The following is a 22,136-nucleotide window of genomic DNA, read 5'->3' on the forward strand; positions in this document are numbered from 1 at the left end:
TTGTCAGGAGGATCAGTAGTGGAAGAAGAACGGATCGTTTCCCCAGAGCTAGAAACTGGTGATAAAAGTCTGGAAAAATCTTTGCGTCCGCAGTATTTGGCGCAATATATCGGCCAAGATAAAGTCAAACAAGAATTAAGTATTTATATTGAAGCAGCTAAAAATCGTGAAGAAGCATTAGATCATGTTTTATTATATGGACCTCCTGGTTTAGGTAAAACGACTATGGCGATGGTGATTGCCAATGAGATGGGCGTACAAATCCGTTCAACTAGTGGACCTGCGATTGAGCGTCCAGGGGATTTAGTAGCGGTTTTAAATGAATTGGAACCTGGAGATGTTTTATTTATTGATGAAATTCATCGGCTACCTCGCATTGCAGAAGAAACATTATATTCAGCTATGGAAGATTATTATGTAGACATCATGGTAGGGCAAGGTCCGACGGCACATCCAGTGCATTTTCCTTTACCGCCATTCACATTAGTAGGGGCTACGACGCGAGCAGGTATGTTATCTGCACCCTTACGAGATCGTTTTGGGATTATCAGTCACATGGAATATTATCAGGAAAGTGATTTGCGGGAAATCGTTTTACGTTCAGCTGATATTTTTCAAACGGAAATTGTTGATACCGGTGCGGTGGAAATTGCCCGTCGCTCACGGGGAACTCCCCGAATTGCCAATCGTTTGTTGAAAAGAATTCGGGATTACGCAGAGGTTCAGTCAGATAGTGTTATTGATCAAGAAATTGCTGATCAGGCGTTGCAATTACTACAAGTGGATAAAGCTGGTTTAAATTTAGTTGATCAAAAATTATTGAAAACGATGATTGAACTTTATCATGGTGGTCCAGTGGGATTAAGTACGATTGCTGTAAATATTGGTGAAGAACGAGAAACGGTAGAAGATATGTACGAGCCTTTCTTAATTCAAAAGGGTTTTATCAAACGGACTCCTCGTGGTCGAGTAGCGACTGAACTTGCCTATCAGCATTTTAACTATCCTTATCCCAACTAAGCAGGTGAATGGATGATTGAAGGAAAAAAGACCAAAGATAAATTAGCACAAGCATTACTTACACTGATCGAAAAAAAAGATTTTGCAAAAATTTCGATTTCAGATATTACACAAGCGACGGGATTAAATCGACAAACCTTTTATTATCATTTCAAAGATAAAGAGGATTTATTGCATTATAGCTATTTTGTGACAGGGTTAAATTATTTACAAGCGGATGATTTATCTTTAGACAACTGGGAAGAGGCCGTTTTAAAGATGTTGCGAACAATGGAAAAGTATCAAACTTTTTATTTTAAAACTGTTACTAGTGATTCTGAGGTATTGGTTCGAGAATTTACCGCTTTGACTCAAGGATTATTTGTCCGTTTGTTTGAAGACGTCGATCATGAAGCCCAATTGAGTGCAGCTGATAAAGATTTTTATTCGCGTTTTCTAGCATACGGTTGTGGGGGCATCTTAGTTGATTGGTTATTGAAAAAGGTTCAGGCGACACCGATGGAAATTGCCGCCCAGCTTTTTCGTTTCGCCAAAGATATTGAATTTTTTGCTTATCGATTGTATCAATCAGAGACAGAAAAAAGTGATTAAGATAGTCCTAATCACTTTTTTGGCAATTATTTTACGTCATTGACGACATATTTAATGGGTTGATTATTTAAAGCACCTAGGGCATTTTGAACCACAATTTCTGCCATGGCATCACGGGCTTCAAAGCTGGCATTGCCGATGTGAGGAGTCAAAATGACATTTTTAAAATCCTTTAAAGCTTCGGTAACTTTTGGTTCAAATTCAAAAACGTCTAAGGCAGCACCGGCGATTTCATTTTGTTTAAGTGCCTCCACTAAGGCTACTTCATCAACGATGGGCCCGCGGGCTGCGTTAATCAAAAAGGCAGAATTTTTCATTTTCGCAAAAGTAGCTTGGTTGAATAAATGTTGTGTTTGATCAGTCAACGGTGCGTGGATTGAAATAATATCTGCTTGTTCAATCACTTCAGATTGACTGACGTAACGGGCGTGTAATTTTTGTTCAAGCGCATCAGTTAATGGATGGCGTTGGGTATAAATAATGTTCATGCCAAAAGCCAGCATTTTTTCAGCTAAAGCTTGTCCAATTTGTCCCATACCAATGATGCCTAAAGTTTTCCCAGCTAATTCATGACCGCGGAAAAATAAAGGTGCCCAACCAGAAAAACCTTCGTGCCGCATCAAGTCATCACCTTCGACAATTCTACGGGATAAAGCGATAATTAAACCAGCAGCTAACTCAGAAGTGGCGTTAGTAGAAACTAGCGGTGTATTGGTGACGTAAATATTTTTTGTGGCAGAATAAGCACTGTCAATATTATTAAATCCAGCCCCGTAGTTAGCAATTAGTTTTAGATGGGGTGCCGCGTCAATCACTTCTTGATCAACAGTAGTTGAAAGTGGCGTAATCAAAACTTGAATATCAGCTACATTTTCTAGTAATTCTTTTTTTGAAATTAAACCGTCACCTTGAAAAACTCGATAGTCAACTTTGGCTTGATCGAGGACTTGATAGCCGGCGACTGGGATTTCTGCAGAAATAAAAATTTGACTCATGAAAAGGACCTCGCTTTGATTGAATTGCTTTCATGATAGCACGAAATAAAAAAATGGAGGAAAGATATGCAAGAGATATTATTTGTTTGTATGGGAAATATTTGTCGTTCACCAATGGCCGAAGCGATTTTTCGTGATGCTTTTGTGAAAGAAAGACAGCAAGCTGATTTTTTAGTTGATTCTGCTGCCACCAGTTCTTGGGAAGTAGGAAATCCCCCGCATCGTGGGACACAAAAAATATTAAAACAACACAATATTTCAACTAAAGGGATTGTGGCTCGTCAGATAAAACTAACTGATTTTGATCGCTTTGATTATATTATTGCAATGGATAACGAAAATTTATCTGATTTAAAGGAAATGGCGCCAGCTGATAGTAAAGCTGAAATTTTATTATATTTAGATATTTTGCCAGAAAAACAAGGCCAAAGCATTCCAGACCCATGGTACACTGGTGATTTTGAGGAGACATACGGATTGATTACGGCAGGTTTAAAGCCTTGGTTAAGTTTTTTTAATCAGGCTTAGAAATCTTGAAAAAAAATAAGTATCCATGTTAAAATAATCGTAACTTTTTAGAGGAGGTTAACTAGATGAAAAAATCCGAAAAAGAAAATTTTTTCAAAAAACTTTCTGCCACTCCGTTGCGTTTTATTTCAGATTTTGTCAATGACACTGCGGAAAAGAAGCAGGCAGCTGAAGCAACTTCGACGATTTTTCGTCAGTTACAGTTAGCGTCTCTGCAGAAAAGCTATGTGATTTTACAAATTGAAGCACCTAAAAAGAATAAAAAATTTAGAACTGTTTCTGGCTGGCTGCCAAGCCATGTTAGAGGAGAAACTTTTATGTTAAAAACTACTGATCAGCAATTATTAATGTTGAATTTAGCAGATGTAAAAAAAGTGACAACTCGTTTAGACAGTGATGATCAAAAAACTTTTTCCCGTTAATTGTAAAAATATTGGTGAAATTTTCAACTTATGTTACAATGAATTTGTCAAAATAGAATAATACTTTCGCAAAGGGGAGCCTTCGGGCTGAGATTGAGTCTACTCTAAACCCTAGAACCTGTTTCGGTAATTCGAACGTAGGAATTGTGAAGAAGTAATAGCTGTTGCTTCTCCTTTGTGAGCTGTATGTTCAAAAAAGGAGGAGTTTTTTTATGCATGAAAGAACTAGAATTATGATGGAAGCTACAATTTTTGCCGCATTATCACTATTATTGTCGATGGTACCAACCAACATTGGTAGTAGCTTAACGGTTTCGTTAGGAATGATTCCATTAACTATTTTCGCTTTACGAAGAGGCTTGAAGGCTGGCTTAATCGCAGCATTCATTTGGGGGATTTTACATTTTCCAATGGGGAATGTTTTTTTCTTAAGCGTACCGCAAGTCTTGATTGAATATCCGATTGCCTTTACTTTTGCAGGCTTTGCGGGACTTTTTTCAGACTCTTTAAAACAGTCTTTAATTGCTGAAGATAGTCGTGGCGTAACAAGAAGTGTCATTTTAGGAAGTTTTGCTGGAAGTTTTGCCCGTTTCTTTTGGCATTTTATTGCCGGTGTTGTCTTTTGGGGCAGCTATGCTGTTTGGGGTATGGGACCAGTACTATTTTCTTTCGTCACTAACGGGATCAATTTTATTGCCACAGGAACGGTTACTAGCATCGTCATTGTCATCATTGCCAAAAAAACACCACAATTATTTTTACCAAAGTCTGCAGCTAAATTAGAAAAAACTACTAATTAATTGGAAAAACGCCATCAGATGGCGTTTTTTTGCTGCAAAAAAACAATCCAGAAATATTTTTCCAGATTGTTTTTAGTGGAATGAAAAGGCTAAATCATCATCTTCAACCTCTAAATGCCAGATTTTTTTATTTAAATCATAAGTTAATTCAGCTACTTTTTGTTCTTTCCGTAAGTTGATTTGACTACGGCGCCAGCCTTTTTCATCTGATAAGTAAATCGGAATGTGGAATTGTTGGTTTTCAACTGGCTCTTGCGGAATATTAAAAATTGCTCCTTCTTGAAAGAAAGGATAAAGTTGTTTTAAAATTTCGCCATCCAATTTTGCAACTTGTGGACCACGAGCAAAAAGTGTTCTACGAAAATTGTTTTTTTCTAAAACGATCTTACTAAGCTTGTTGGCCAAAATCCGATAGAACTCATCTAAATAGCGATAATAAACCCGCATTGTATCGTTACCAAAATTAAAATAGACAAAGTTATTTTGAAGTTTGTAAAAAAAAGGTGAATGTAAGTGGGTCTTCATATGACCAAAATACAACAACTCAGAAATCTCTAAAGGAGATAATTCTTTTAGCAATGCTGGATCAGTGAAATCAATCCATTTTGCTGCACTGGGACTATTCAATTGACGGATACTAAAAAAATTGCTGACAGCATTAGTACCGTTAATAATTTTTAACCCGGTGTGAGAATCAAATTCGCCGGCGCTTGCTGCAGGATTTAACAGTAATAGATGTTCCGGCTGGTGGACGATCCCTTCAACAAAATCTTGTGGTGAGAGCCCTTTAGAAAAAACAGCATTACTGGTTGTATCAATATATACAAATAACATTTCAGCCACACTCTTCACGCTTCCTTTTTCTTTCGTTAATTTTATTTTACCTCATGCATCAAAAAAAAGCTTGTAACTTTTATTTTAAAATTACATTACAAATATATTTAAATTAGAGAAAAAAGAGCTGAATCCGTGTGAATTAATTAGTGAAATTCTTACTTGTTTTGAAAAGATAACGATGATATTTTCATAAAACATCGCTTTCATTTTAAGTCGTAGACTATAGGACAACTTGAAAAAATATGTTATGATTAAATCGAAATGAGGTGGGAAAATGACGAAAACTAAGAAGAAAAAGCGAAATTGGCTATTAAATAGCTTTTTAGTTTTATTATTTATTGTTGGATTGGCTTTGATTTTTAATAATCAAATCAAAGATTTTTTAATTCAATTAAACGGGGATCGTTATGGTATTTCCAACCTCGATGAAGACCAACTAAGAAAAAATGAAAATGCTAATGCGTCTTTTGACTTTGATGCGGTTGAACCTGCTAGTACAGAAGCTGTTTTGCGGGCGCAGCTAAGTAATAAACGTTTGCCGGTAATTGGTGGTATCGCCGTACCCAACGTTGGAATAAGTTTGCCAATCTTCAAAGGTTTATCTAATGAAGCGCTGCTTTATGGCGCGGGAACGCTGGCCGAAGATCAAAAAATGGGAAAAGGCAATTATGTGTTAGCCAGTCACCGGGCTTCGCGGAAGGATTTATTGTTTACTCCGTTGGAAAATGTTGAAGCCGGAAATATCGTTTATATTACTGATTTAAAAAAGATTTATACATATAAGGTGAGTCTGAAAGTACGAGTTCAGCCAACTCAAGTAGAGTACATCGAGACAACACCTGGCAAGAAACAAATTACTTTGATTACTTGTGGTGAGATGAATGGTGTCACTCGAATTATTGTTCAAGGGGATTTAAAGAAAACCACTCCAATAAAAAAAGCTACCAAAAAAATGAAGCGAGCATTTGAAATGGAACAAAAAACTTTCTAAAAAAATTGGAAATTTAGCCCAACTAAATTTCTGATTTTTTTTGCTATAATTAACTAAAAAAGGAGGAGAAAAATGAAGCAGGTATTTGGTTCGCAATTAATAATGGCTGGCTTTTCTGAAGCAAAACTACTTTTACCTTTTTTTTCTTCTCATCAAAAAGGCCGGGAAGCTTTTTCAGTCGCAGTGAAACAAGAGAAGGCCTTTGCTATTAATAAAGATCTTTGGCTAGTGGTAAAACAAACTGCTCAAAGCTGGAAAATTGAAAATATTTTAATTTTAGCCAATCTCAATCTTAGTGAGGGGTTGCAACAGATTGAACAAGCTGCTCGCAGACAGTTTATTTCAAAAATTTCATTGGAACTAGCAGAAGAGATCGTTGTGACAGATTTACTGCAAAACTATAATTATACTTTTGTTAATGGGAGCTATCAAAAAGAACTGTTTGATAAAACGGCTTTAGTTTTGGGGGGCGGTGGTGCCCGAGGAGCCTATCAAATAGGTGTTTGGCAAGCGTTGTTGGAAAAAAGAATCAAGTTTGATTTTATTGTGGGAACGTCAGTTGGTGCCTTGAACGGCGCGTTGATTGCGCAAGGGGATTTTTCAGCAGCACAAAAATTATGGCAACAAATTTCTACTCAGCAAGTCCTAGAGTTAGCCTTTGAAAAAGCGGAAGAGATTGATTATGCGACTCAAAGAAAACAAATTCAGCAATTGGTGAGTGCGTCATTGGAACAACGAGGGATCTCAACAGCACCTTTAAAAGAACTGTTGGAAAAATTCTTAGCCAAGGGACCATTGAAATGTCCTGTTTATGTTGTGACAACCAAACTTCCGCAGTTTAAAGAAACAATCGTCAATTTGTTAGATAAACCACAGCAAGAAATTCAGTGGATGCTGGCTTCTTCTAGTTTTTTTCCAGTCATGGCTATAACGGAAATTGACGGCAATAAATATATTGATGGTGGCTATCGTAATAATCTTCCGCAGGATGTGGCAGTTTCTTTAGGTGCTACAAGGCTTATTAGTATCGATGTAAAAGGCCCAGGATTTAACAAACGTCCGGTTTTTTCAAAAGAGATTGTCGATGTCAGTTTGAAAAGTCATTGGAATTTAGGTGATTTTTTAATCTTCCAAAAAAATACGGCACAAAAGAATTTGCAACTAGGCTATTTAGAAGCAAAACGAAGCTTAGGTGATTTTAAAGGCCGACGTTATTGTTTTACTTTAGAAACAGACTTTGTAAAAGCTAGTCGCGACTTTTTGAAAAAAGCCAAGCAGCAATTGCCAATTGTTTCTCTGAATGAACTGCAAAAAAAAGTCAGTGATTTTTTTGGTGAGGCAACCGAGATTGAAGAAATCAGTCTGGTTATTTTAGAATATTTAGCCGCCAGATTACAAGTTGATCCAGTTAAAGTGTATGATATAGATACCTTTAAAAAAGCGATTAAAAATCAACTGGAAGTTGGCGCAAAATTAAATGATCGGGTGCGCTGGCATTTTGGCAGAGCCCAAAGAACCAATTATTTTGATTGCTATCAATTGATCGCGTTGATGATTGAAGAATTATAGAATTTTATTTGAGGAGGAATGCTCATGGCAGATTTTAGCTATGAAATTGTAGAAGAAATTGTGGTTTTATCAGAAAATCCCAAAGGCTGGCGTAAAGAGCTAAATTTAATTAGCTGGAATGGGCGACCACCGAAGTTTGATTTAAGAGATTGGGCACCAAATCATGAAAAAATGGGTAAGGGAGTTACTTTATCCAATGAAGAATTCGAAGCACTAAAAGAGCAGTTAACTAAAATGTAAGGAGCTATCTTGATGAAAAGTATGACTGGCTACGGCCAAGCAGTTGTTAGCAATGATTTTTACGAATTATCTTTAGAAATAAAAAGTGTTAACAATCGATTTTTAGATTTACAAATTCGGCTACCTAAAGAATTAAATCCTCACGAAGCGGCTTTGCGGCAAATTGCCAAAGAAAAAGTGCAGCGAGGACGAGTGGAACTATATTTAAATTTAACACCAATCAATAGCGGTGCCAAACAAGTTGCGATTGATTGGTCACTGATTACAGAATTGATTGAAAAAATGCAAGCAGGTGCGAAACATATAGGGGCCATTAATTTATCGACAGAAGATATTTTAATCAAGCTGGTGGGTCAACCAGATTATATCAAGCTGGAGGAACAAAAAACGGACTCAGATTCGTTAGCAGATTTAGTGATTGAAGCTGCAGAGCAAGCTTTTGATCAACTGATTGCCAGCCGCAGCCAAGAAGGTACTGGTATTTTGACAGTCTTAGTAGATTATCAGCAAAAGGTTTTTGAGTTAGTAGAAGAATTAAAATCTTTTGTCACCCTTTACGAAGCAGATTATCAAAAGCGTTACGAAGCCAAATTGCAGGAATATCTTGGAAATACAGTCGATCAAGATCGTTTGTTGACTGAATTGGCTATCTTATTGGAACGAGGAGATATTCACGAAGAATTGGATCGTCTAACTATTCATTTGACTAAATTAGCGGAACTTTCACAAAAAGACATCCCTGTTGGGCGTGAGTTAGACTTTTTATTACAAGAAATTAATCGTGAAGTGAATACCATCGGTTCTAAGTCGAGTCCCATTCAAATCAAAGATATTGTGGTACAATTAAAGACGATTCTAGAAAAAATACGTGAACAAATTCAAAATGTCGAGTAAGTTTTCCGAAAGGACGCTCTTTACAGCAAAATGCCACTTGAAATCTTTGAAAAAAAAGTGCACAATACAACTTAGCTAAAAAAGACTATGAAAGGGCGTTTTTATGTCTGAAAGAGGACTTTTAATTGTTTTGTCTGGACCTTCTGGTGTCGGAAAAGGCACTGTCAGAAAAGCAATTTTTGAACGAGACGACAATGATTTTCAATATTCTGTCTCCATGACGACGCGCCAAATGCGGCCGGGAGAAGTAGACGGAGTTGATTACCATTTTCGTACGAAAGAAGAATTTGAGGCACTTATTGAAGCTGGCGAAATGCTGGAATATGCAGAGTATGTCGGCAATTACTACGGTACGCCACTAAATTATGTCAATCAAACTTTAGACGAGGGCAAAGATGTTTTTTTGGAAATTGAAGTCCAAGGAGCCGGACAAGTCAAAGAAAAAGTTCCTGACGGCGTATTTATTTTTTTAACACCGCCTGATTTAGTAGAATTAAAAGCCCGTATTGTTGGACGCGGGACGGACAGCCCAGAAGTAATTGATCAACGAATGGCAGCTGCTCGTGAAGAGATTGAGATGATGTCTCTGTATGATTATGCTGTGGTCAATGATCAAGTACCCTTAGCAGTTGACCGAATCAAAGATATTATTGTCGCAGAACATTACCGAGTTGATCGGGTAATCGGAAAATATATTAAAATGTTAAAGGAGATTTAAAGCTTATGATGTTAAAACCTTCCATCGATACTTTATTAGATAAAGTAAATTCAAAGTATTCATTAGTGATTCTTGCTAGTAAAAGAGCTCATGAAATAGATTCCGGAGCACAGCCAACGGTTGAATCATTCGAATCTGTTAAAAGTGTCGGCCAGGCATTAGAAGAAATTGATGCTGGCACAGTAATCAATGATCCGCATCCAGAAATTAAACGTGAACGAATGAAATTAGAAGCAGAAGAACGCCGCTTACAAAGTGAACGGGAACAACGTGAAGTTGAAAACCGTGTAAACAACGAAAAATAATCAAAGAATGAGCTGGGATGTTGTTAAAATATTCCAGCTCCCTTTTTTATGAAAAAAAGTTTTTCACAACTTTACGAAAAATTTGTAATTATTTAGTACACTACATAAGAATGGAGGCGGAAAAATGAATTTAGCAGATGTGATAGTCGATGTCCCAGCAATGCAGACGGATCAACCTTTCAGTTACTTGATTCCGCCTCAAATGAAAGTAATACCAGGTATGCGGGTAGAAGTTGGTTTTGGTTCTAGACAACTCCAAGGATTTGTTATTGGGATTCAACCAGCCCCACAACCGTTACCAGATAACATAAAAGAAATTACCCGAGTGTTAGATTTAGCGCCAGTCTTAACTGAAGAATTATTACAATTAGCTGACTATATGAAAGAAACAACTTTCGCTTTTAAAATTACTTGTCTACAAACCATGTTGCCAAGTGTTATGAAAGCCAATTACCAAAAACGCTTATACTTATTGAATGATGCTGCTGAATTAAAGGCAAAATATTTCAATAACGGCGATTTTATTGATTTTGATGAAGCACAAAATAATGGTTGGTTAAAAGAAATGGCTCAATTACGAGAGGATGGCTTGGTTGAACTGCGGTATGAAGTTCATACCAAAAATAAAGTAAAAACTACACGTTATCTCAAACGGACTTTTGATTTATCAGCAAAAGACGAATTGGTTGCAACGATCCGCAAAGGTGCAAAAAAACAACTGGCATTGTTAGATTATTTAGCTAATTTGTCAGAAGCAGAGAAAATTGCTGTCAAAGAGGTTAAAGAAAATTTTAGTTTGAGTATTTTAAATCAAGCTGAAGAAAAAGGCTGGTTGGCTTTTGAAGAAATCGAAACCTATCGTGATCCTTTTGCTGAAAGAGATTTTCAAAAAACCACGGCGATTAAATTAAATGATGAACAGCAAACTGCTTATCAAGCGATAACTGAGAAGGTTCAAACAGAGGAACACCGGACATTTTTACTAGAAGGAGTCACCGGTAGTGGTAAAACAGAAGTTTATTTACAAGTAATTGCTGATGTTTTGAAAAAGCAACAAACAGCCATGATGTTAGTACCGGAAATTTCTTTGACACCTCAGATGGTGACCCGCTTTAAATCGCGTTTTGGCTCAGCTGTTGCAGTTTTACATAGTGGTTTATCACAAGGTGAAAAGTATGATGAATGGCGTAAACTAGAACGGGGCGAAGCTCAAGTTGTTGTGGGCGCTCGTTCAGCAGTTTTTGCTCCGCTAACCAATCTGGGTGTAATTATTATTGATGAAGAACATGAAACAAGTTATAAACAAGATGAAACACCTCGCTATCATGCCAGAGATTTAGCTATTTGGCGAGGAAAATTTCATCATTGTCCTGTCATTTTAGGTTCAGCAACACCCTCACTAGAATCGCGGGCCCGGAGCCAAAAAGGTGTTTATCAATTATTAACGTTAACCAAAAGAGCCAATCCGCAAGCTACCTTACCGCAAACAGAAATTATTGATATGCGGGAAGAAATGAAAAATCGCTTGAATTCGGCGTTTTCAGCCAGTTTAGAAATGAAAATTCGAGATCGCTTAACTAAGGGTGAACAAAGTGTTTTACTATTAAACCGCCGTGGCTATTCTTCCTTTGTGATGTGTCGGGATTGTGGCTATGTTTTACCTTGCCCCAATTGTGATATTTCGTTAACTTTACATATGGATACGAAAACGATGCGTTGTCATTATTGTGGACATGAAGAAGGAATTCCTCATCGCTGTCCCAATTGTGGCAAAGATAAAATTCGTTATTTTGGTACAGGTACCGAAAAAGTCCAAGAAGAGTTAGAACAGCTCATTCCAGAGGCACGAATTTTACGAATGGACGTCGATACGACACGCCGTAAAGGAGCTCACGAAAAAATCTTAACTGCTTTTGAAAATAAAGAGGCTGATATTTTACTAGGGACGCAAATGATTGCGAAAGGACTGGATTATCCTAATGTAACGTTAGTAGGTGTTTTGAATGCCGATACGGCTTTAAATTTACCTGACTTTCGAGCTAGCGAGCGGACTTTCCAATTACTTACCCAAGTTAGCGGTCGTGCAGGCCGGGGTGCAAAAGCCGGTGAAGTAGTCATTCAAACCTTTAATCCGGAGCATTATACAATTCAGTTGGCAAAAGAACATGACTATGAAAAGTTCTATCAAATGGAAATGCGGATGCGCCATCAGACAGCTTATCCGCCCTATTATTTCACTGTCAAAGTAACCGTTTCTCACCAAGAAGAAATCAAAGCAGCCCAAAAGGCTTTCCAATTGGCGGAACAACTAAAAAGTTCGCTTAGTCCTCAAAGTATTGTGCTAGGACCTTCTCCGGCGGCTATTATGCGGATTAAAAATCGTTACTATTACCAAATGATTATTAAATATAAACACGAACCTAATTTACATGCGGTGCTGGAAGACATTTTACAGACGAGTCAAAAGGATCAACGACAAGGACTGTTAATTGCCTTAGACAATGAACCGATGTATTTTATTTAAAGGAGAAAATATGCGTTTACCAATTTTACTGCATCCGGATGATAAATTAAGAAAAGTTGCGGAAGAAGTCCCTTATATGACGGACGAATTGATTGATTTATTAGATAATATGTATGAAACAATGCTGGCTCATGATGGGATTGGCATCGCGGCACCACAAGTTGGACGTAACTTACGGATTGCGGTAGTTGAAATCGAAGAGGGCGACCGCTTTGATCTGATTAATCCTGAAATTATCGAAAAAAAAGGGGAAACAATTGATGTAGAAGGCTGTCTATCGATTCCAGAAACTTTTGGAACGGTCAAGCGAGCAGATGAAATTACGATCCGTTATTACGATCGTGAGGGTGATCAAATGGAAGTGACTGCTTATGGATATCTAGCTCGTTGTTTCCAACATGAGATTGATCACTTAGATGGTAAATTGTTTATCGACCAAATGATTGAAAAAATTGCGCCAGCCGATTTAGAAAAATATATGGAGGAACACGAAGATGACTAAAATAGTATTTATGGGTACACCAGCTTTTTCTGTGCCTATTTTAGAAGGTTTGTTGACTGAAGGCTATGAGGTTTTAGCCGTCGTCACGCAACCAGATCGACCAGTGGGACGTAAAAAAATAATTACTGCGACGCCTGTTAAAGAGGCTGCGTTGAAACACGATTTATTGGTTTTACAGCCAGAAAAAATTAGTGGTTCAGAAGAATTAGATCAGATTGAACAATTGCAGCCGGATGTAATCGTGACAGCTGCTTTTGGTCAATTCTTACCAGAACGACTATTGAAAGTCCCAAAAATTGGTGCAATCAACGTGCATGCTTCTTTATTACCAAAATATCGCGGTGGTGCGCCAGTTCATTACGCCATCATTAATGGCGAAAAAGAAACCGGTGTAACCATCATGGAAATGATCAAAAAAATGGATGCTGGCGGTGTTTACAGTCAAAAAAGTATTCCGATTACTGATCAAGATGATGTTGGTACGATGTTTGACAAATTAAGTAGTGTCGGAAAAGAGTTATTATTAGCTACTTTACCAAAGATTGTGGCTGGTTCTTTGCAACCTACTCCGCAAGATGAAAGCCAAGTGACTTTCTCACCAAATATTACGCGGGAAGAAGAAGTGATTGATTGGCAAAAAACAGCAACTGAAATTAATAATCAAATTCGCGGCATGCATCCTTGGCCAGTTGCTTATACGTCTTACCAAGGTACCCACTGGAAAATTCTTAAAGCCACAATCACAGCTGAAAAAACCGATCAAGCTCCTGGTACAATTATCGAACGGAGTAAAAAAGCTTTGAAAATAGCTAGTGGTGAAGGGACCGTTTTACAAATCGATGAATTACAACCAGCAGGCAAGGCGCAACAAACAATTCAAGCGTTTTTAAATGGTAGTGGACAAAAAGTTCAAGAAGGACAAAAGGTAGAATAATGGCAAAAGTTCCTAAAAAATTATTGCACTCCGTTAGATTTACCGCTTTGGAAGCTCTAGAGCGAATCAACCATGGCGGTGCCTACTCTAATTTATTATTAAATGAATTAATTAAAAAAAATCAAGTTGATAAAAGAGATGCAGCTTTGTTAACAGAGATTGTTTACGGCACTTTAAGCCGTCAAATTTCGTTGGCTTATTTTGTGGCCCCTTTCATCAAACGAGCAAAAAAAGTTGAACCTTGGGTCAATCAATTATTACAATTATCTGCTTATCAAATGATTTATTTGGATCGGGTACCAGACCACGCCATTTTAAATGAGGCCGTCGAAATTGCCAAAGCCAAGGGAAATGCTGGAATTGGTAAATTCGTTAACGGTGTATTACGTAGCATGCAGCGACGTGGCTTTCCAGAGATTGAAGCGATCAAAGATCCAATCGAGCGTTTGGCGACTGAAATCAGTATGCCTCGCTTTTTAGTCGAAAAATTCATTAAAGAAATCGGCAAAGAAGAGACTAGAGAGTTAGGTTTGTCATTATTAGAACCTAGTCATGTTAGTGCTCGAGTAGACTTAAGGGAAATTAGTCGGGAAGCGGCTTTGAATAAATTAGCGGAAGAAGGCATTGATGCTTGGGAAAGCTTGGTTTCACCTTACGGAATCGTTGCTGAAAAAGGCTTTTTGGCAGGTAGTGAATTATACCAAGCAGGCCTGATAACGGTTCAAGATGAAAGCTCAATGCTGGTTGCACCAGTAATGGAATTGGAAAAAGAGCAAAAAGTTCTAGATGCTTGTTCTGCACCTGGAGGAAAAACCACCCATATTGCAGCACTGTTAGATGGCACTGGAGAAATTACCGCTTTAGATATTCATGCCCATAAGTTAAAATTAGTAAGAGAAAATGCCGAACGTCTACACGTCTCAGAGCAAATTAAAACAATCGAGATGGATGCAAGAGAGGTGGAAAATCGGTTTCAGCGAGAATCTTTTGATCGTATTTTAATTGATGCGCCTTGTTCAGGTTTAGGCTTAATGCGTCGTAAACCCGATTTGAAATATCAAAAAAAATCGGCCGACTTTGTCCAATTACCAAAAATTCAACGGGCTATTTTAGACAGCTGTGCGCCAACTTTAAAAGTTGATGGTATTTTAGTTTACAGTACGTGTACAATTGCACCTGAAGAAAATCAACAAGTGGTTGCTGGCTTTTTGCAAGATCATCCAGAATTCGAGAAGATTGATTTAGCTGTGAATGAGACACTTGCTGAGCAAATCAAAGATCAAATGTTAACCTTGTACCCACAAGATTTTATGACTGACGGCTTTTTTATTTGCGGAATGAAAAAAAAGAGTAGAGGTGAAGTACCTGTTATGGAAATTCAATTTCAATCAGATATTGGCAAAAGACGCCACACTAATCAAGATTACGCGAATGTTTTTACTAATCAGGCAGATCTGAAATTAGCAATTTTAGCTGATGGTATGGGCGGGCATCAAGCTGGCGATGTTGCCAGTAAGATGATTGTTGATGGTTTAGGAGAAGCATGGAGCCAATCAAATATCTCTGATGATCAGACAATCAATGAATGGTTTGTAACCGAAATTCAAAAAGAGAATGAAACAATTTATCATGAAGGAAACACTAATGAAAGTCTCAAGGGAATGGGAACAACAATTGTTTCAGCTGCTTTATTTGAAGATGGCTTTACCTTGGCTCATGTGGGAGATAGTCGCGCTTATCAAATTAGCGAAGACACAATCGTTCAACTAACGGATGACCATTCCCTAGTCAATGAGTTAGTGAAGTCAGGAGAAATTACTGAAGAGATGGCGGCGGTCCATCCACAAAAGAATATTCTGACTCGTTCCATCGGTGTTTTCGGAAGTGTGGAAGTGGATGTTTCTGAGTTTACTTATCAGACAGGCGATTACTTGTTATTATGTTCAGATGGTTTGACTAATATGGTCAGTGAAGAAGACATTTTAGTGACGATTACGAGTGATTTGACAATCGAAGAAAAAACCAAGAGTCTCATTTCAGCGGCTAATGAAGCGGGCGGTTCTGATAATATTACTGTTTTGCTGATTCACTTTGAGAAGGAGGATCAGTCATGATAAACATCGGCTCGCTAGTCAATGGACGCTACAAAATTTTGGCTAGTATTGGTAGTGGAGGCATGGCGAATGTATTTTTAGCGCATGATTTAATATTAGATCGTGACGTTGCAATCAAAGTACTAAGATTTGATTTTCAAAATGACCAGACAGCTATCAGACGTTTTCAGCGGGAAGCTTTAGCTGCAACCGAATTAGTTCATCCGAATATTGTCAGTGTTTATGACGTTGATGAAGAGGGTGGCATGCAATATTTAGTTATGGAATTTGTGCAAGGAATGGATTTGAAGCGATATATTCAAACCCACAGCCCAATTCCTTATGCAAAAATTGTGGATATCATGGAGCAGATTTTATCAGCAGTTAGTTTGGCTCATGAACACGGCATTATTCATCGGGATTTAAAACCACAAAATGTGTTAATTGATGAAGAAGGCGTCGCGAAAATTGCTGATTTTGGAATCGCCATTGCATTGTCAGAGACTTCATTAACTCAGACCAATTCTTTACTGGGTTCAGTGCATTATCTATCACCAGAACAAGCCCGTGGAAGTATGGCTACCAAACAATCAGATATTTACGCATTAGGGATTATTTTATACGAATTAATTACTGGTAATGTACCTTTTGATGGGGAATCAGCGGTAACAATTGCTTTAAAACATTTTCAAGAACCGATTCCTTCAGTAAAACAATTGGACCCTAAAATTCCTCAATCTCTTGAAAATATTGTTTTACAAGCAACTGCTAAAGATCCAGCAGATCGTTATAAAACGGTGGATGAGATGGCAGCTGATTTGTCAGTAGCATTAACTAGTGCGGGGCTCAACCAAATGCCTTGGACACCGATGGCAATGATGGGGGAAACGAAAGCAATTACCCCAATTGAAGCCGAAGCTGAAGTAATGCCAGAACCTAAAGTTGAACTGGAAAAATCGACAAAACCAAAAAAGAACAATAAGCCTAAAAAGAAAAATAAACGGAAAAAAAGATTGATTATTGGTGGGATTATCGCTTTAATAGCCCTGCTAGGGATTGGTTATTTTGCTTTTGGCCGAGGAGATATTTCGGTACCGCAAGTACAGAATATGACGGTCGAGCAAGCAACCTCAACCCTAGAAAATGCTCATCTTACGGTCGACAGTGAAGTTATAGAAATCGCTGATGATACTGTCGACGAAGGCAATGTAGTTCGCACTAGTCCCGAAGCTGGAACAAGTGTCAATCGTAATTCTGAAGTTCAATTATTTGTTAGTACAGGCTCGAAAAAAATTACTTTGAAAGATTATAAGGGAGAATCTTTAACCTCTGCTCAAAGTGACTTGCAAAAACGTGGTTTTGTTTTAAGAAATATCAAAGTTAGACGTAGCGCTAGTGATACAGTTGCTGAAGGGGATATTATTAGTCAATCACCAAAAGCGGGAGAAAAGCTAGATCCTAAGGAAGATACAATAACTTTCAGAGTTTCTAGTGGACCTAAAACATATAAACTAGGCAATTATCAAGGGATGACCTACGATGAAGCTTATGCAGCATTAATCGAATTAGGTTTGAGTGATAGTCAGATTAATCGAACGGATGAAGGTAGTGAAACGGTGCCTGTTGGACAAGTAATTAGTCAATCGCCAGTAAACGGTAGTAAAGTTTCAGCTGAAGATACAGTGACTTTAAAAGTGAGCTCTGGTTCAAACTACATCACGATTAATGAACTAACTGGTTCTAGTCAGTCGGCTGCTGAAAGTTATTTACAAGGTTTGGGTCTGAACGCCTCAATCAGTGAAGAAGCTTCTGATTCTGTTGCGGCTGGTATAGTCATTCGGACGAGCCCTGGCGGTGGTGGAACTGTTCAAAAGGGCGGCACAGTAAATGTTGTCGTTTCAAGCGGTTCAGGCGAACTTACCTTAAAAGATTTGGTCGGTTCTAGTCGCGCAGCCGCTGAAAGTTATTTACAAGGTTTAGGCTTAACTGCTTCAATTAGTGAAGAAGCCTCGGACTCAGTTCCAGTAGGCAATGTTATTCGAACGAGCCCAGGTGGTGGTGCCACAATTAAATCAGGAGAAACAATTAATGTCGTTGTCTCCAGTGGAAGTAGTTCTTCAAGCAGTAGTTAATTTCTTTTAAAATACCTTTCGCCTTGATTTGGCGGAAGGTATTTTTTACTTAAATGATTAAATTCAAATAATAAATCAACAAACTATGATACAATACGAAGTGAAAAGAACGGAGGCGATATCATCGAAGGACAGATTCGCAAAGCGCTAAGTGGTTTTTATTATGTATACAGTAATGGTCAAACTTATCAAACGCGAGGTCGAGGAAATTTCCGAAAAAGAAAGCTGACACCGCTGGTTGGTGATGAAGTTGTTTTTAGTAGTGAAAAAAACAGTGAGGGATATTTGCTGGAACTTTTACCGCGAAAAAATGAATTAGTCAGACCACCAGTGGCAAATGTTGATTTGGGTGTCGTAGTTATTAGTTTAGTTGAACCGAATTTTTCTTATAATTTACTGGATCGTTTTTTAGTCACCTTAGAGGAAAAAAATATCGAACCAGTTATATATTTATCAAAAGTTGATTTGGCTAAAGATCAGCCATTAGCTAATCAAATTAAGCAACTCTATCAAGGCATTGGTTACTCTGTAATCGCGGGGCTAGATGAAAAAGATAAATTAATATCGTTATTTAAAAATAAACTGACAGTTTTTATGGGTCAATCAGGTGCTGGAAAATCAACTCTTTTAAATGAATTGGTGCCCGAGTTAGATTTGGCTACTGGAGAAATTTCGGAAGCGCTGGGACGGGGTAAACACACTACTCGACATGTTGAGTTACTAGCTATATTTAGTGGCTTAGTAGCTGACACACCGGGATTTAGCTCGATTGAGTTTTTGGATTTAACCTCTGAAACTTTACCTAAAGAATTTCCTGAATTTGTGCGAGCCTCTGTCAATTGCCGGTTTAGAGAATGTCGTCATGTGAAAGAGCCAGGTTGTGCGGTCAAAGCCGAAGTAGAGCAGGGGGAAATTGCCCAATCTCGTTATGATAATTATTTACAATTTTTACAGGACATCGAAAAACGACGTCCAGTATATAAAAAGAAAAAGGAGTAGGTATTATGAAAATTGCACCATCGATTTTAAGCGCGGATTTTGCCAAATTGGGAGAAGATGTAAAACTTGTGGAAGGTTATGGTGTGGATTATATTCATGTCGACGTAATGGACGGTCATTTTGTACCGAATATTACTTTTGGTCCTAGCGTGGTTGCAGCGTTACGCCCAATTACCAAATTACCATTGGATGTCCACCTAATGATCAGCGATCCAGAAAAATATATTGAGGATTTCGCTAAAGCAGGATCAGATATTATCATGGTGCATGCAGAAGCAACACCTCATTTACACCGCGCTGTTCAAATGATTAAACAAGCTGGTGTTAAATCAGGAGTAGTGCTGAATCCAGGTACACCAGTGGAAGATGTAAAATACGTTTTGGCTGACTGTGATCAAGTTTTAGTTATGACTGTTAACCCAGGGTTTGGTGGTCAAGGCTTTATTGAAAATCAATTAGATAAAATTGCCGAATTAGCAGCGTTGCGAAAAGAACAAGGTTATCATTATGAAATCGAAGTCGATGGTGGCATCAAAGTAGAAGAAGCAAAACTTTGTCGCCAAGCGGGCGCCGATGTTTTTGTAGCAGGTTCTTACATCTACGGCGCTAAAGATATTAAAAAAGCGATTGATGATTTAAGAGAAGTGATTCAGTAATGAATGTGTTATTAGTAGCTGGCGGAAGTCCGGAAGACTGGCCAGCTTTTTCCGTTGATGGGTTTGATTATGTTGTAGGAATTGACCGCGGAAATTTATTTTTACTAGAGCGAAATATCATTCCTGATCTAACAATTGGTGATTTCGACTCACTGACCGAAGAAGAGCAGGGGTTTGTATTTGCGCAAGCCAAAGAGATTCTTACTTCGCCGGCAGAAAAAGATGAAACGGATACGCAATTAGCTGTGAGCAAGGTTTTTGAAAAATTTCCAAACGCTAAAATTAAATTAATCGGCGCAACGGGTGGCCGCTTAGATCATCTGTTGTCGAATTTGTGGTTAGGATTGGAACCACGCTTTTTTCCGTTTCTACAACAATTAGTCATTCAAGATAAACAAAATCATTTTTCTTATTTACCGCCAGGCGAACATTTGATTCAGCAATTACCTGAAACCAAATATCTAGGTATTATTTGTTTGACTGCTGTTGATAATTTAATAATCAATGAGGCCAAATATACTTTGACTCAAACTAATTTTGCCACTCCGATCAGTTTAGGAAGCAACGAATTTATTGGAAAACCCGCAACGGTTTCATTTACTAGTGGAATTGTGGCGATCACCCAAAATAAAGACGCGTAAGATTGAGAATTTTTGCTCAATCTTTTTTTATTTTTTGAGATAATAAAATTCTTTAAAGGCGACTGTCAATCCTTTAGTTAAGCCTAATTTAGTGGTAAAATTTAATCTATATTTATAATATCTTGAGGTGCCTACGTGAAAAAGTTCAATCCAAATAAAAATATCATCATCATCTTGATCATTATCATCGTGGTGATTGCAACAGTAAGCTTGACGGCGTATTCGCGCTCGAAAAGTTCTAAAACAAATGTGCTCCAATCTGGTGTCAATGACATCGTCGGTGCGGTCGATAAAGTTATCTCTGCGCCTGGTCGTTGGATTGTTGAGGGAATCGACACAGTCTCAAACTTGACTGAAACATATACTGAAAATCAACGTTTAAAAGAAAAAATTGATGAATACGAAGAATTAGAACAGCGTAATAAGAACCAAGAAAAAGAAATTAGTCAATTACAAGATGAATTAGAATTAAACGAAACTTTGAGCGATTACGATAAAGTAACTGCCAATGTCATTACCCGCTCACCAAATTCGTGGCAAGATAATTTGGTGGTGGATAAAGGAACCACCGATGGTATTGAAAAAGATATGGCGGTAATGTCTCAAGCGGGACTAGTAGGAAGAGTAGTAGAAGCTAGTGCAAATTCTTCTAAAGTGGAGTTGTTAACGACTGACAGCAATGACGTCAATCGTTTCCCAGTTAAAATTTCAACGGATGATGGTGATAGTTATGGAGTTTTGTCTGGCTATCGTAAGAAAAAACAAGAGTTGATCGCTGATGACTTAACAGAAACTTCTGATATTAAAAAAGGGGATATCGTGCAAACGTCAGGTTTGGGAGGTAACTCGCCAGCGAACTTGCCAATTGGTGAAGTAACCGAAGTCAAAACGACTGGTTATGGTTTGGCAAAAGAAATTTATATCAAACCTTATGCCGATATGTTTGATTTTTCAGTAGTGACAATTATTCAACGATCGGTGGATGCTAGCGAATGATTCGACAAGACAAAGTAAAAATTTTAGCTCCATTCATTTTATTTCTCTCACTACTGCTAGATGCCCATATCTCATCAGTAATAGCTAGTTTTTTTGATAACCGCTATTTAGTAAGTGTTCATCTTACCTTGGTTTTTTTATTAGTTATTTCTAAATTAGTCAACGAACAATTTTTAATCATTACTATGATTGTTATCGGAATGATTATCGATATTTATTACACAGGTATGATTGGTATTTATGCGGCTGTGATGCCACTTATTGTTTGGTTAATGTATAAATTTGGCAAGATAATTCATCAAAATATTTTTACCATGTTTTTTGGTATGATTATTTTTGTGACAATTTGGAATGTGGCGTTGTTATTGCTGCAGCTAGTTTTTAGGTTGGTCTCAGTGAATCTGTTGTACTTTATTACTCAAAATTTGTGGCCAAGTTTGATTGCCAACATTGTGGTTTTTATTATTGTAATTATTCCAATCGAAGCGATTTTAAATAACCCAGACGAGGATGCCAATTTCTGATTTAGCAGTCATTGATCAAATCGTATGAAGAGAAAAAAACAAAGGGCAATCCTTTGTTTTTTTTATTGTGACAAACCCTCAACAATTTATATTTGAAATGAAACACTTTTGTAACAAAGCTATTATCTCTATGACACAAAGCTGTGGTATCCTTTGCATTGTGTTAGAAAAAAAGTCTAATAAAATTCAAAAATAAAAAACTTAAACAGTAGTCGGAGGATTTAT

At 37.7% G+C, this 22,136-nt stretch carries 23 protein-coding genes, 1 pseudogene and 1 riboswitch; of the genes and pseudogenes, 22 read left to right on the forward strand and 2 right to left on the reverse strand.

The features are described from left to right. The first annotated feature begins 18 nt into the window (after positions 1 to 18). The gene (gene ruvB / locus ACVWNY_RS00990; RefSeq protein ID WP_438718976.1) at positions 19 to 1,020 is read left to right on the forward strand and encodes a Holliday junction branch migration DNA helicase RuvB; all 1,002 of its coding nucleotides are present in this window, start codon (positions 19 to 21) and stop codon (positions 1,018 to 1,020) included. A 12-nt stretch (positions 1,021 to 1,032) separates the two neighbouring features. Further along, the gene (locus ACVWNY_RS00995) at positions 1,033 to 1,611 is read left to right on the forward strand and encodes a TetR/AcrR family transcriptional regulator (RefSeq protein ID WP_218326989.1); all 579 of its coding nucleotides are present in this window, start codon (positions 1,033 to 1,035) and stop codon (positions 1,609 to 1,611) included. Positions 1,612 to 1,637: 26 nt separating this feature from the next. On the opposite strand, the gene ACVWNY_RS01000 is transcribed toward ACVWNY_RS00995, so the two are convergent. Then, complete coding sequence (locus ACVWNY_RS01000; RefSeq protein ID WP_218326988.1) at positions 1,638 to 2,606, reverse strand: 2-hydroxyacid dehydrogenase family protein; 969 nt, start codon at positions 2,604 to 2,606, stop codon at positions 1,638 to 1,640. A 66-nt stretch (positions 2,607 to 2,672) separates the two neighbouring features. Here ACVWNY_RS01000 and ACVWNY_RS01005 point away from each other — a divergent pair, with 66 nt between their 5' ends. The 3 genes from ACVWNY_RS01005 to thiT all read left to right on the forward strand — a co-directional run bounded on the left by ACVWNY_RS01005 (position 2,673) and on the right by thiT (position 4,356). Next, a complete protein-coding gene (locus ACVWNY_RS01005; RefSeq protein WP_218326987.1) occupies positions 2,673 to 3,134 on the forward strand; it encodes a low molecular weight protein-tyrosine-phosphatase in 462 nt (153 codons plus the stop codon). 65 nt (positions 3,135 to 3,199) lie between these two features. Continuing rightward, positions 3,200 to 3,556: an SAM domain-containing protein gene (locus ACVWNY_RS01010; protein WP_218326986.1), complete on the forward strand. Its 357-nt coding sequence runs from the start codon at positions 3,200 to 3,202 to the stop codon at positions 3,554 to 3,556. Positions 3,557 to 3,618: 62 nt separating this feature from the next. Continuing rightward, positions 3,619 to 3,717, forward strand: a riboswitch (TPP riboswitch). A gap of 51 nt (positions 3,718 to 3,768) precedes the next feature. Beyond that, a complete protein-coding gene (gene thiT, locus ACVWNY_RS01015; protein WP_438718975.1) occupies positions 3,769 to 4,356 on the forward strand; it encodes an energy-coupled thiamine transporter ThiT in 588 nt (195 codons plus the stop codon). A 72-nt stretch (positions 4,357 to 4,428) separates the two neighbouring features. Here thiT and ACVWNY_RS01020 read toward each other — a convergent pair whose 3' ends face one another. Next, positions 4,429 to 5,199, reverse strand: a complete 771-nt coding sequence (locus tag ACVWNY_RS01020) for a hypothetical protein (protein WP_218326984.1) — start codon at positions 5,197 to 5,199, stop codon at positions 4,429 to 4,431. 268 nt (positions 5,200 to 5,467) lie between these two features. Here ACVWNY_RS01020 and ACVWNY_RS01025 point away from each other — a divergent pair, with 268 nt between their 5' ends. From ACVWNY_RS01025 to mreD, 17 genes and pseudogenes are all read left to right on the forward strand, one after another. Beyond that, the gene (locus ACVWNY_RS01025) at positions 5,468 to 6,184 is read left to right on the forward strand and encodes a class A sortase (RefSeq protein WP_438718974.1); all 717 of its coding nucleotides are present in this window, start codon (positions 5,468 to 5,470) and stop codon (positions 6,182 to 6,184) included. Between the two features lie 72 nt (positions 6,185 to 6,256). Beyond that, entirely contained in the window at positions 6,257 to 7,753 is a 1,497-nt protein-coding gene (locus ACVWNY_RS01030; protein WP_454071556.1) for a patatin-like phospholipase family protein, read from the forward strand. Between the two features lie 24 nt (positions 7,754 to 7,777). Beyond that, positions 7,778 to 7,993 carry a YdbC family protein gene (locus ACVWNY_RS01035; RefSeq protein ID WP_218326981.1) on the forward strand — a complete coding sequence of 72 codons (216 nt, stop codon included), beginning with the start codon at positions 7,778 to 7,780 and terminating at the stop codon, positions 7,991 to 7,993. A gap of 12 nt (positions 7,994 to 8,005) precedes the next feature. Next, positions 8,006 to 8,887, forward strand: a complete 882-nt coding sequence (locus tag ACVWNY_RS01040) for a YicC/YloC family endoribonuclease (RefSeq protein WP_454071557.1) — start codon at positions 8,006 to 8,008, stop codon at positions 8,885 to 8,887. A 103-nt stretch (positions 8,888 to 8,990) separates the two neighbouring features. Next, the gene (gmk, locus tag ACVWNY_RS01045) at positions 8,991 to 9,605 is read left to right on the forward strand and encodes a guanylate kinase (RefSeq protein ID WP_218326979.1); all 615 of its coding nucleotides are present in this window, start codon (positions 8,991 to 8,993) and stop codon (positions 9,603 to 9,605) included. 5 nt (positions 9,606 to 9,610) lie between these two features. Then, entirely contained in the window at positions 9,611 to 9,910 is a 300-nt protein-coding gene (gene rpoZ / locus ACVWNY_RS01050) for a DNA-directed RNA polymerase subunit omega (protein ID WP_218326978.1), read from the forward strand. A 124-nt stretch (positions 9,911 to 10,034) separates the two neighbouring features. After that, on the forward strand, positions 10,035 to 12,434 hold the full coding sequence (priA, locus tag ACVWNY_RS01055) for a primosomal protein N' (protein ID WP_218326977.1): 2,400 nt from the start codon (positions 10,035 to 10,037) through the stop codon (positions 12,432 to 12,434). 10 nt (positions 12,435 to 12,444) lie between these two features. After that, complete coding sequence (gene def, locus ACVWNY_RS01060) at positions 12,445 to 12,936, forward strand: peptide deformylase (protein ID WP_218326976.1); 492 nt, start codon at positions 12,445 to 12,447, stop codon at positions 12,934 to 12,936. Continuing rightward, on the forward strand, positions 12,929 to 13,870 hold the full coding sequence (gene fmt / locus ACVWNY_RS01065) for a methionyl-tRNA formyltransferase (protein WP_218326975.1): 942 nt from the start codon (positions 12,929 to 12,931) through the stop codon (positions 13,868 to 13,870). Before def ends, fmt begins: the two co-directional genes overlap by 8 nt. Continuing rightward, a pseudogene (rsmB, locus tag ACVWNY_RS01070) lies at positions 13,870 to 15,219 on the forward strand (16S rRNA (cytosine(967)-C(5))-methyltransferase RsmB); the annotation flags it as partial. The gene fmt and the pseudogene rsmB, both read left to right, overlap by 1 nt. A 21-nt stretch (positions 15,220 to 15,240) precedes the next feature. Then, positions 15,241 to 15,984, forward strand: a complete 744-nt coding sequence (locus tag ACVWNY_RS01075) for a Stp1/IreP family PP2C-type Ser/Thr phosphatase (RefSeq protein ID WP_246601552.1) — start codon at positions 15,241 to 15,243, stop codon at positions 15,982 to 15,984. Next, positions 15,981 to 18,095, forward strand: a complete 2,115-nt coding sequence (gene pknB, locus ACVWNY_RS01080; RefSeq protein ID WP_218326973.1) for a Stk1 family PASTA domain-containing Ser/Thr kinase — start codon at positions 15,981 to 15,983, stop codon at positions 18,093 to 18,095. Before ACVWNY_RS01075 ends, pknB begins: the two co-directional genes overlap by 4 nt. Before the next feature lie 120 nt (positions 18,096 to 18,215). Further along, positions 18,216 to 19,094, forward strand: coding sequence for a ribosome small subunit-dependent GTPase A (rsgA, locus tag ACVWNY_RS01085; RefSeq protein ID WP_343214732.1), 879 nt, complete (start codon positions 18,216 to 18,218; stop codon positions 19,092 to 19,094). Between the two features lie 5 nt (positions 19,095 to 19,099). Continuing rightward, a complete protein-coding gene (rpe, locus tag ACVWNY_RS01090; RefSeq protein ID WP_218326972.1) occupies positions 19,100 to 19,750 on the forward strand; it encodes a ribulose-phosphate 3-epimerase in 651 nt (216 codons plus the stop codon). Beyond that, a complete protein-coding gene (locus tag ACVWNY_RS01095; RefSeq protein WP_218326971.1) occupies positions 19,750 to 20,391 on the forward strand; it encodes a thiamine diphosphokinase in 642 nt (213 codons plus the stop codon). The genes rpe and ACVWNY_RS01095 overlap by 1 nt, the downstream gene beginning before the upstream one ends. Before the next feature lie 135 nt (positions 20,392 to 20,526). Then, complete coding sequence (gene mreC, locus ACVWNY_RS01100; RefSeq protein WP_218326970.1) at positions 20,527 to 21,387, forward strand: rod shape-determining protein MreC; 861 nt, start codon at positions 20,527 to 20,529, stop codon at positions 21,385 to 21,387. Further along, positions 21,384 to 21,911, forward strand: coding sequence for a rod shape-determining protein MreD (gene mreD, locus ACVWNY_RS01105; protein ID WP_218326969.1), 528 nt, complete (start codon positions 21,384 to 21,386; stop codon positions 21,909 to 21,911). Before mreC ends, mreD begins: the two co-directional genes overlap by 4 nt. Positions 21,912 to 22,136: the final 225 nt, after the last annotated feature.

It is taken from the genome of Enterococcus sp. JNUCC 77, from assembly GCF_054819945.1.

Coding starts and splice junctions, on each gene's coding strand:
- ACVWNY_RS00995 (WP_218326989.1), top strand. CDS start 1,033: ATGATTGAAGGAAAAAAGACCAAAGATAAATTAGCACAAGCATTACTT.
- ACVWNY_RS01000 (WP_218326988.1), bottom strand. CDS start 2,606: ATGAGTCAAATTTTTATTTCTGCAGAAATCCCAGTCGCCGGCTATCAA.
- ACVWNY_RS01005 (WP_218326987.1), top strand. CDS start 2,673: ATGCAAGAGATATTATTTGTTTGTATGGGAAATATTTGTCGTTCACCA.
- ACVWNY_RS01010 (WP_218326986.1), top strand. CDS start 3,200: ATGAAAAAATCCGAAAAAGAAAATTTTTTCAAAAAACTTTCTGCCACT.
- thiT (WP_438718975.1), top strand. CDS start 3,769: ATGCATGAAAGAACTAGAATTATGATGGAAGCTACAATTTTTGCCGCA.
- ACVWNY_RS01025 (WP_438718974.1), top strand. CDS start 5,468: ATGACGAAAACTAAGAAGAAAAAGCGAAATTGGCTATTAAATAGCTTT.
- ACVWNY_RS01030 (WP_454071556.1), top strand. CDS start 6,257: ATGAAGCAGGTATTTGGTTCGCAATTAATAATGGCTGGCTTTTCTGAA.
- ACVWNY_RS01035 (WP_218326981.1), top strand. CDS start 7,778: ATGGCAGATTTTAGCTATGAAATTGTAGAAGAAATTGTGGTTTTATCA.
- ACVWNY_RS01040 (WP_454071557.1), top strand. CDS start 8,006: ATGAAAAGTATGACTGGCTACGGCCAAGCAGTTGTTAGCAATGATTTT.
- gmk (WP_218326979.1), top strand. CDS start 8,991: ATGTCTGAAAGAGGACTTTTAATTGTTTTGTCTGGACCTTCTGGTGTC.
- rpoZ (WP_218326978.1), top strand. CDS start 9,611: ATGATGTTAAAACCTTCCATCGATACTTTATTAGATAAAGTAAATTCA.
- priA (WP_218326977.1), top strand. CDS start 10,035: ATGAATTTAGCAGATGTGATAGTCGATGTCCCAGCAATGCAGACGGAT.
- def (WP_218326976.1), top strand. CDS start 12,445: ATGCGTTTACCAATTTTACTGCATCCGGATGATAAATTAAGAAAAGTT.
- fmt (WP_218326975.1), top strand. CDS start 12,929: ATGACTAAAATAGTATTTATGGGTACACCAGCTTTTTCTGTGCCTATT.
- ACVWNY_RS01075 (WP_246601552.1), top strand. CDS start 15,241: ATGGAAATTCAATTTCAATCAGATATTGGCAAAAGACGCCACACTAAT.
- pknB (WP_218326973.1), top strand. CDS start 15,981: ATGATAAACATCGGCTCGCTAGTCAATGGACGCTACAAAATTTTGGCT.
- rpe (WP_218326972.1), top strand. CDS start 19,100: ATGAAAATTGCACCATCGATTTTAAGCGCGGATTTTGCCAAATTGGGA.
- ACVWNY_RS01095 (WP_218326971.1), top strand. CDS start 19,750: ATGAATGTGTTATTAGTAGCTGGCGGAAGTCCGGAAGACTGGCCAGCT.
- mreD (WP_218326969.1), top strand. CDS start 21,384: ATGATTCGACAAGACAAAGTAAAAATTTTAGCTCCATTCATTTTATTT.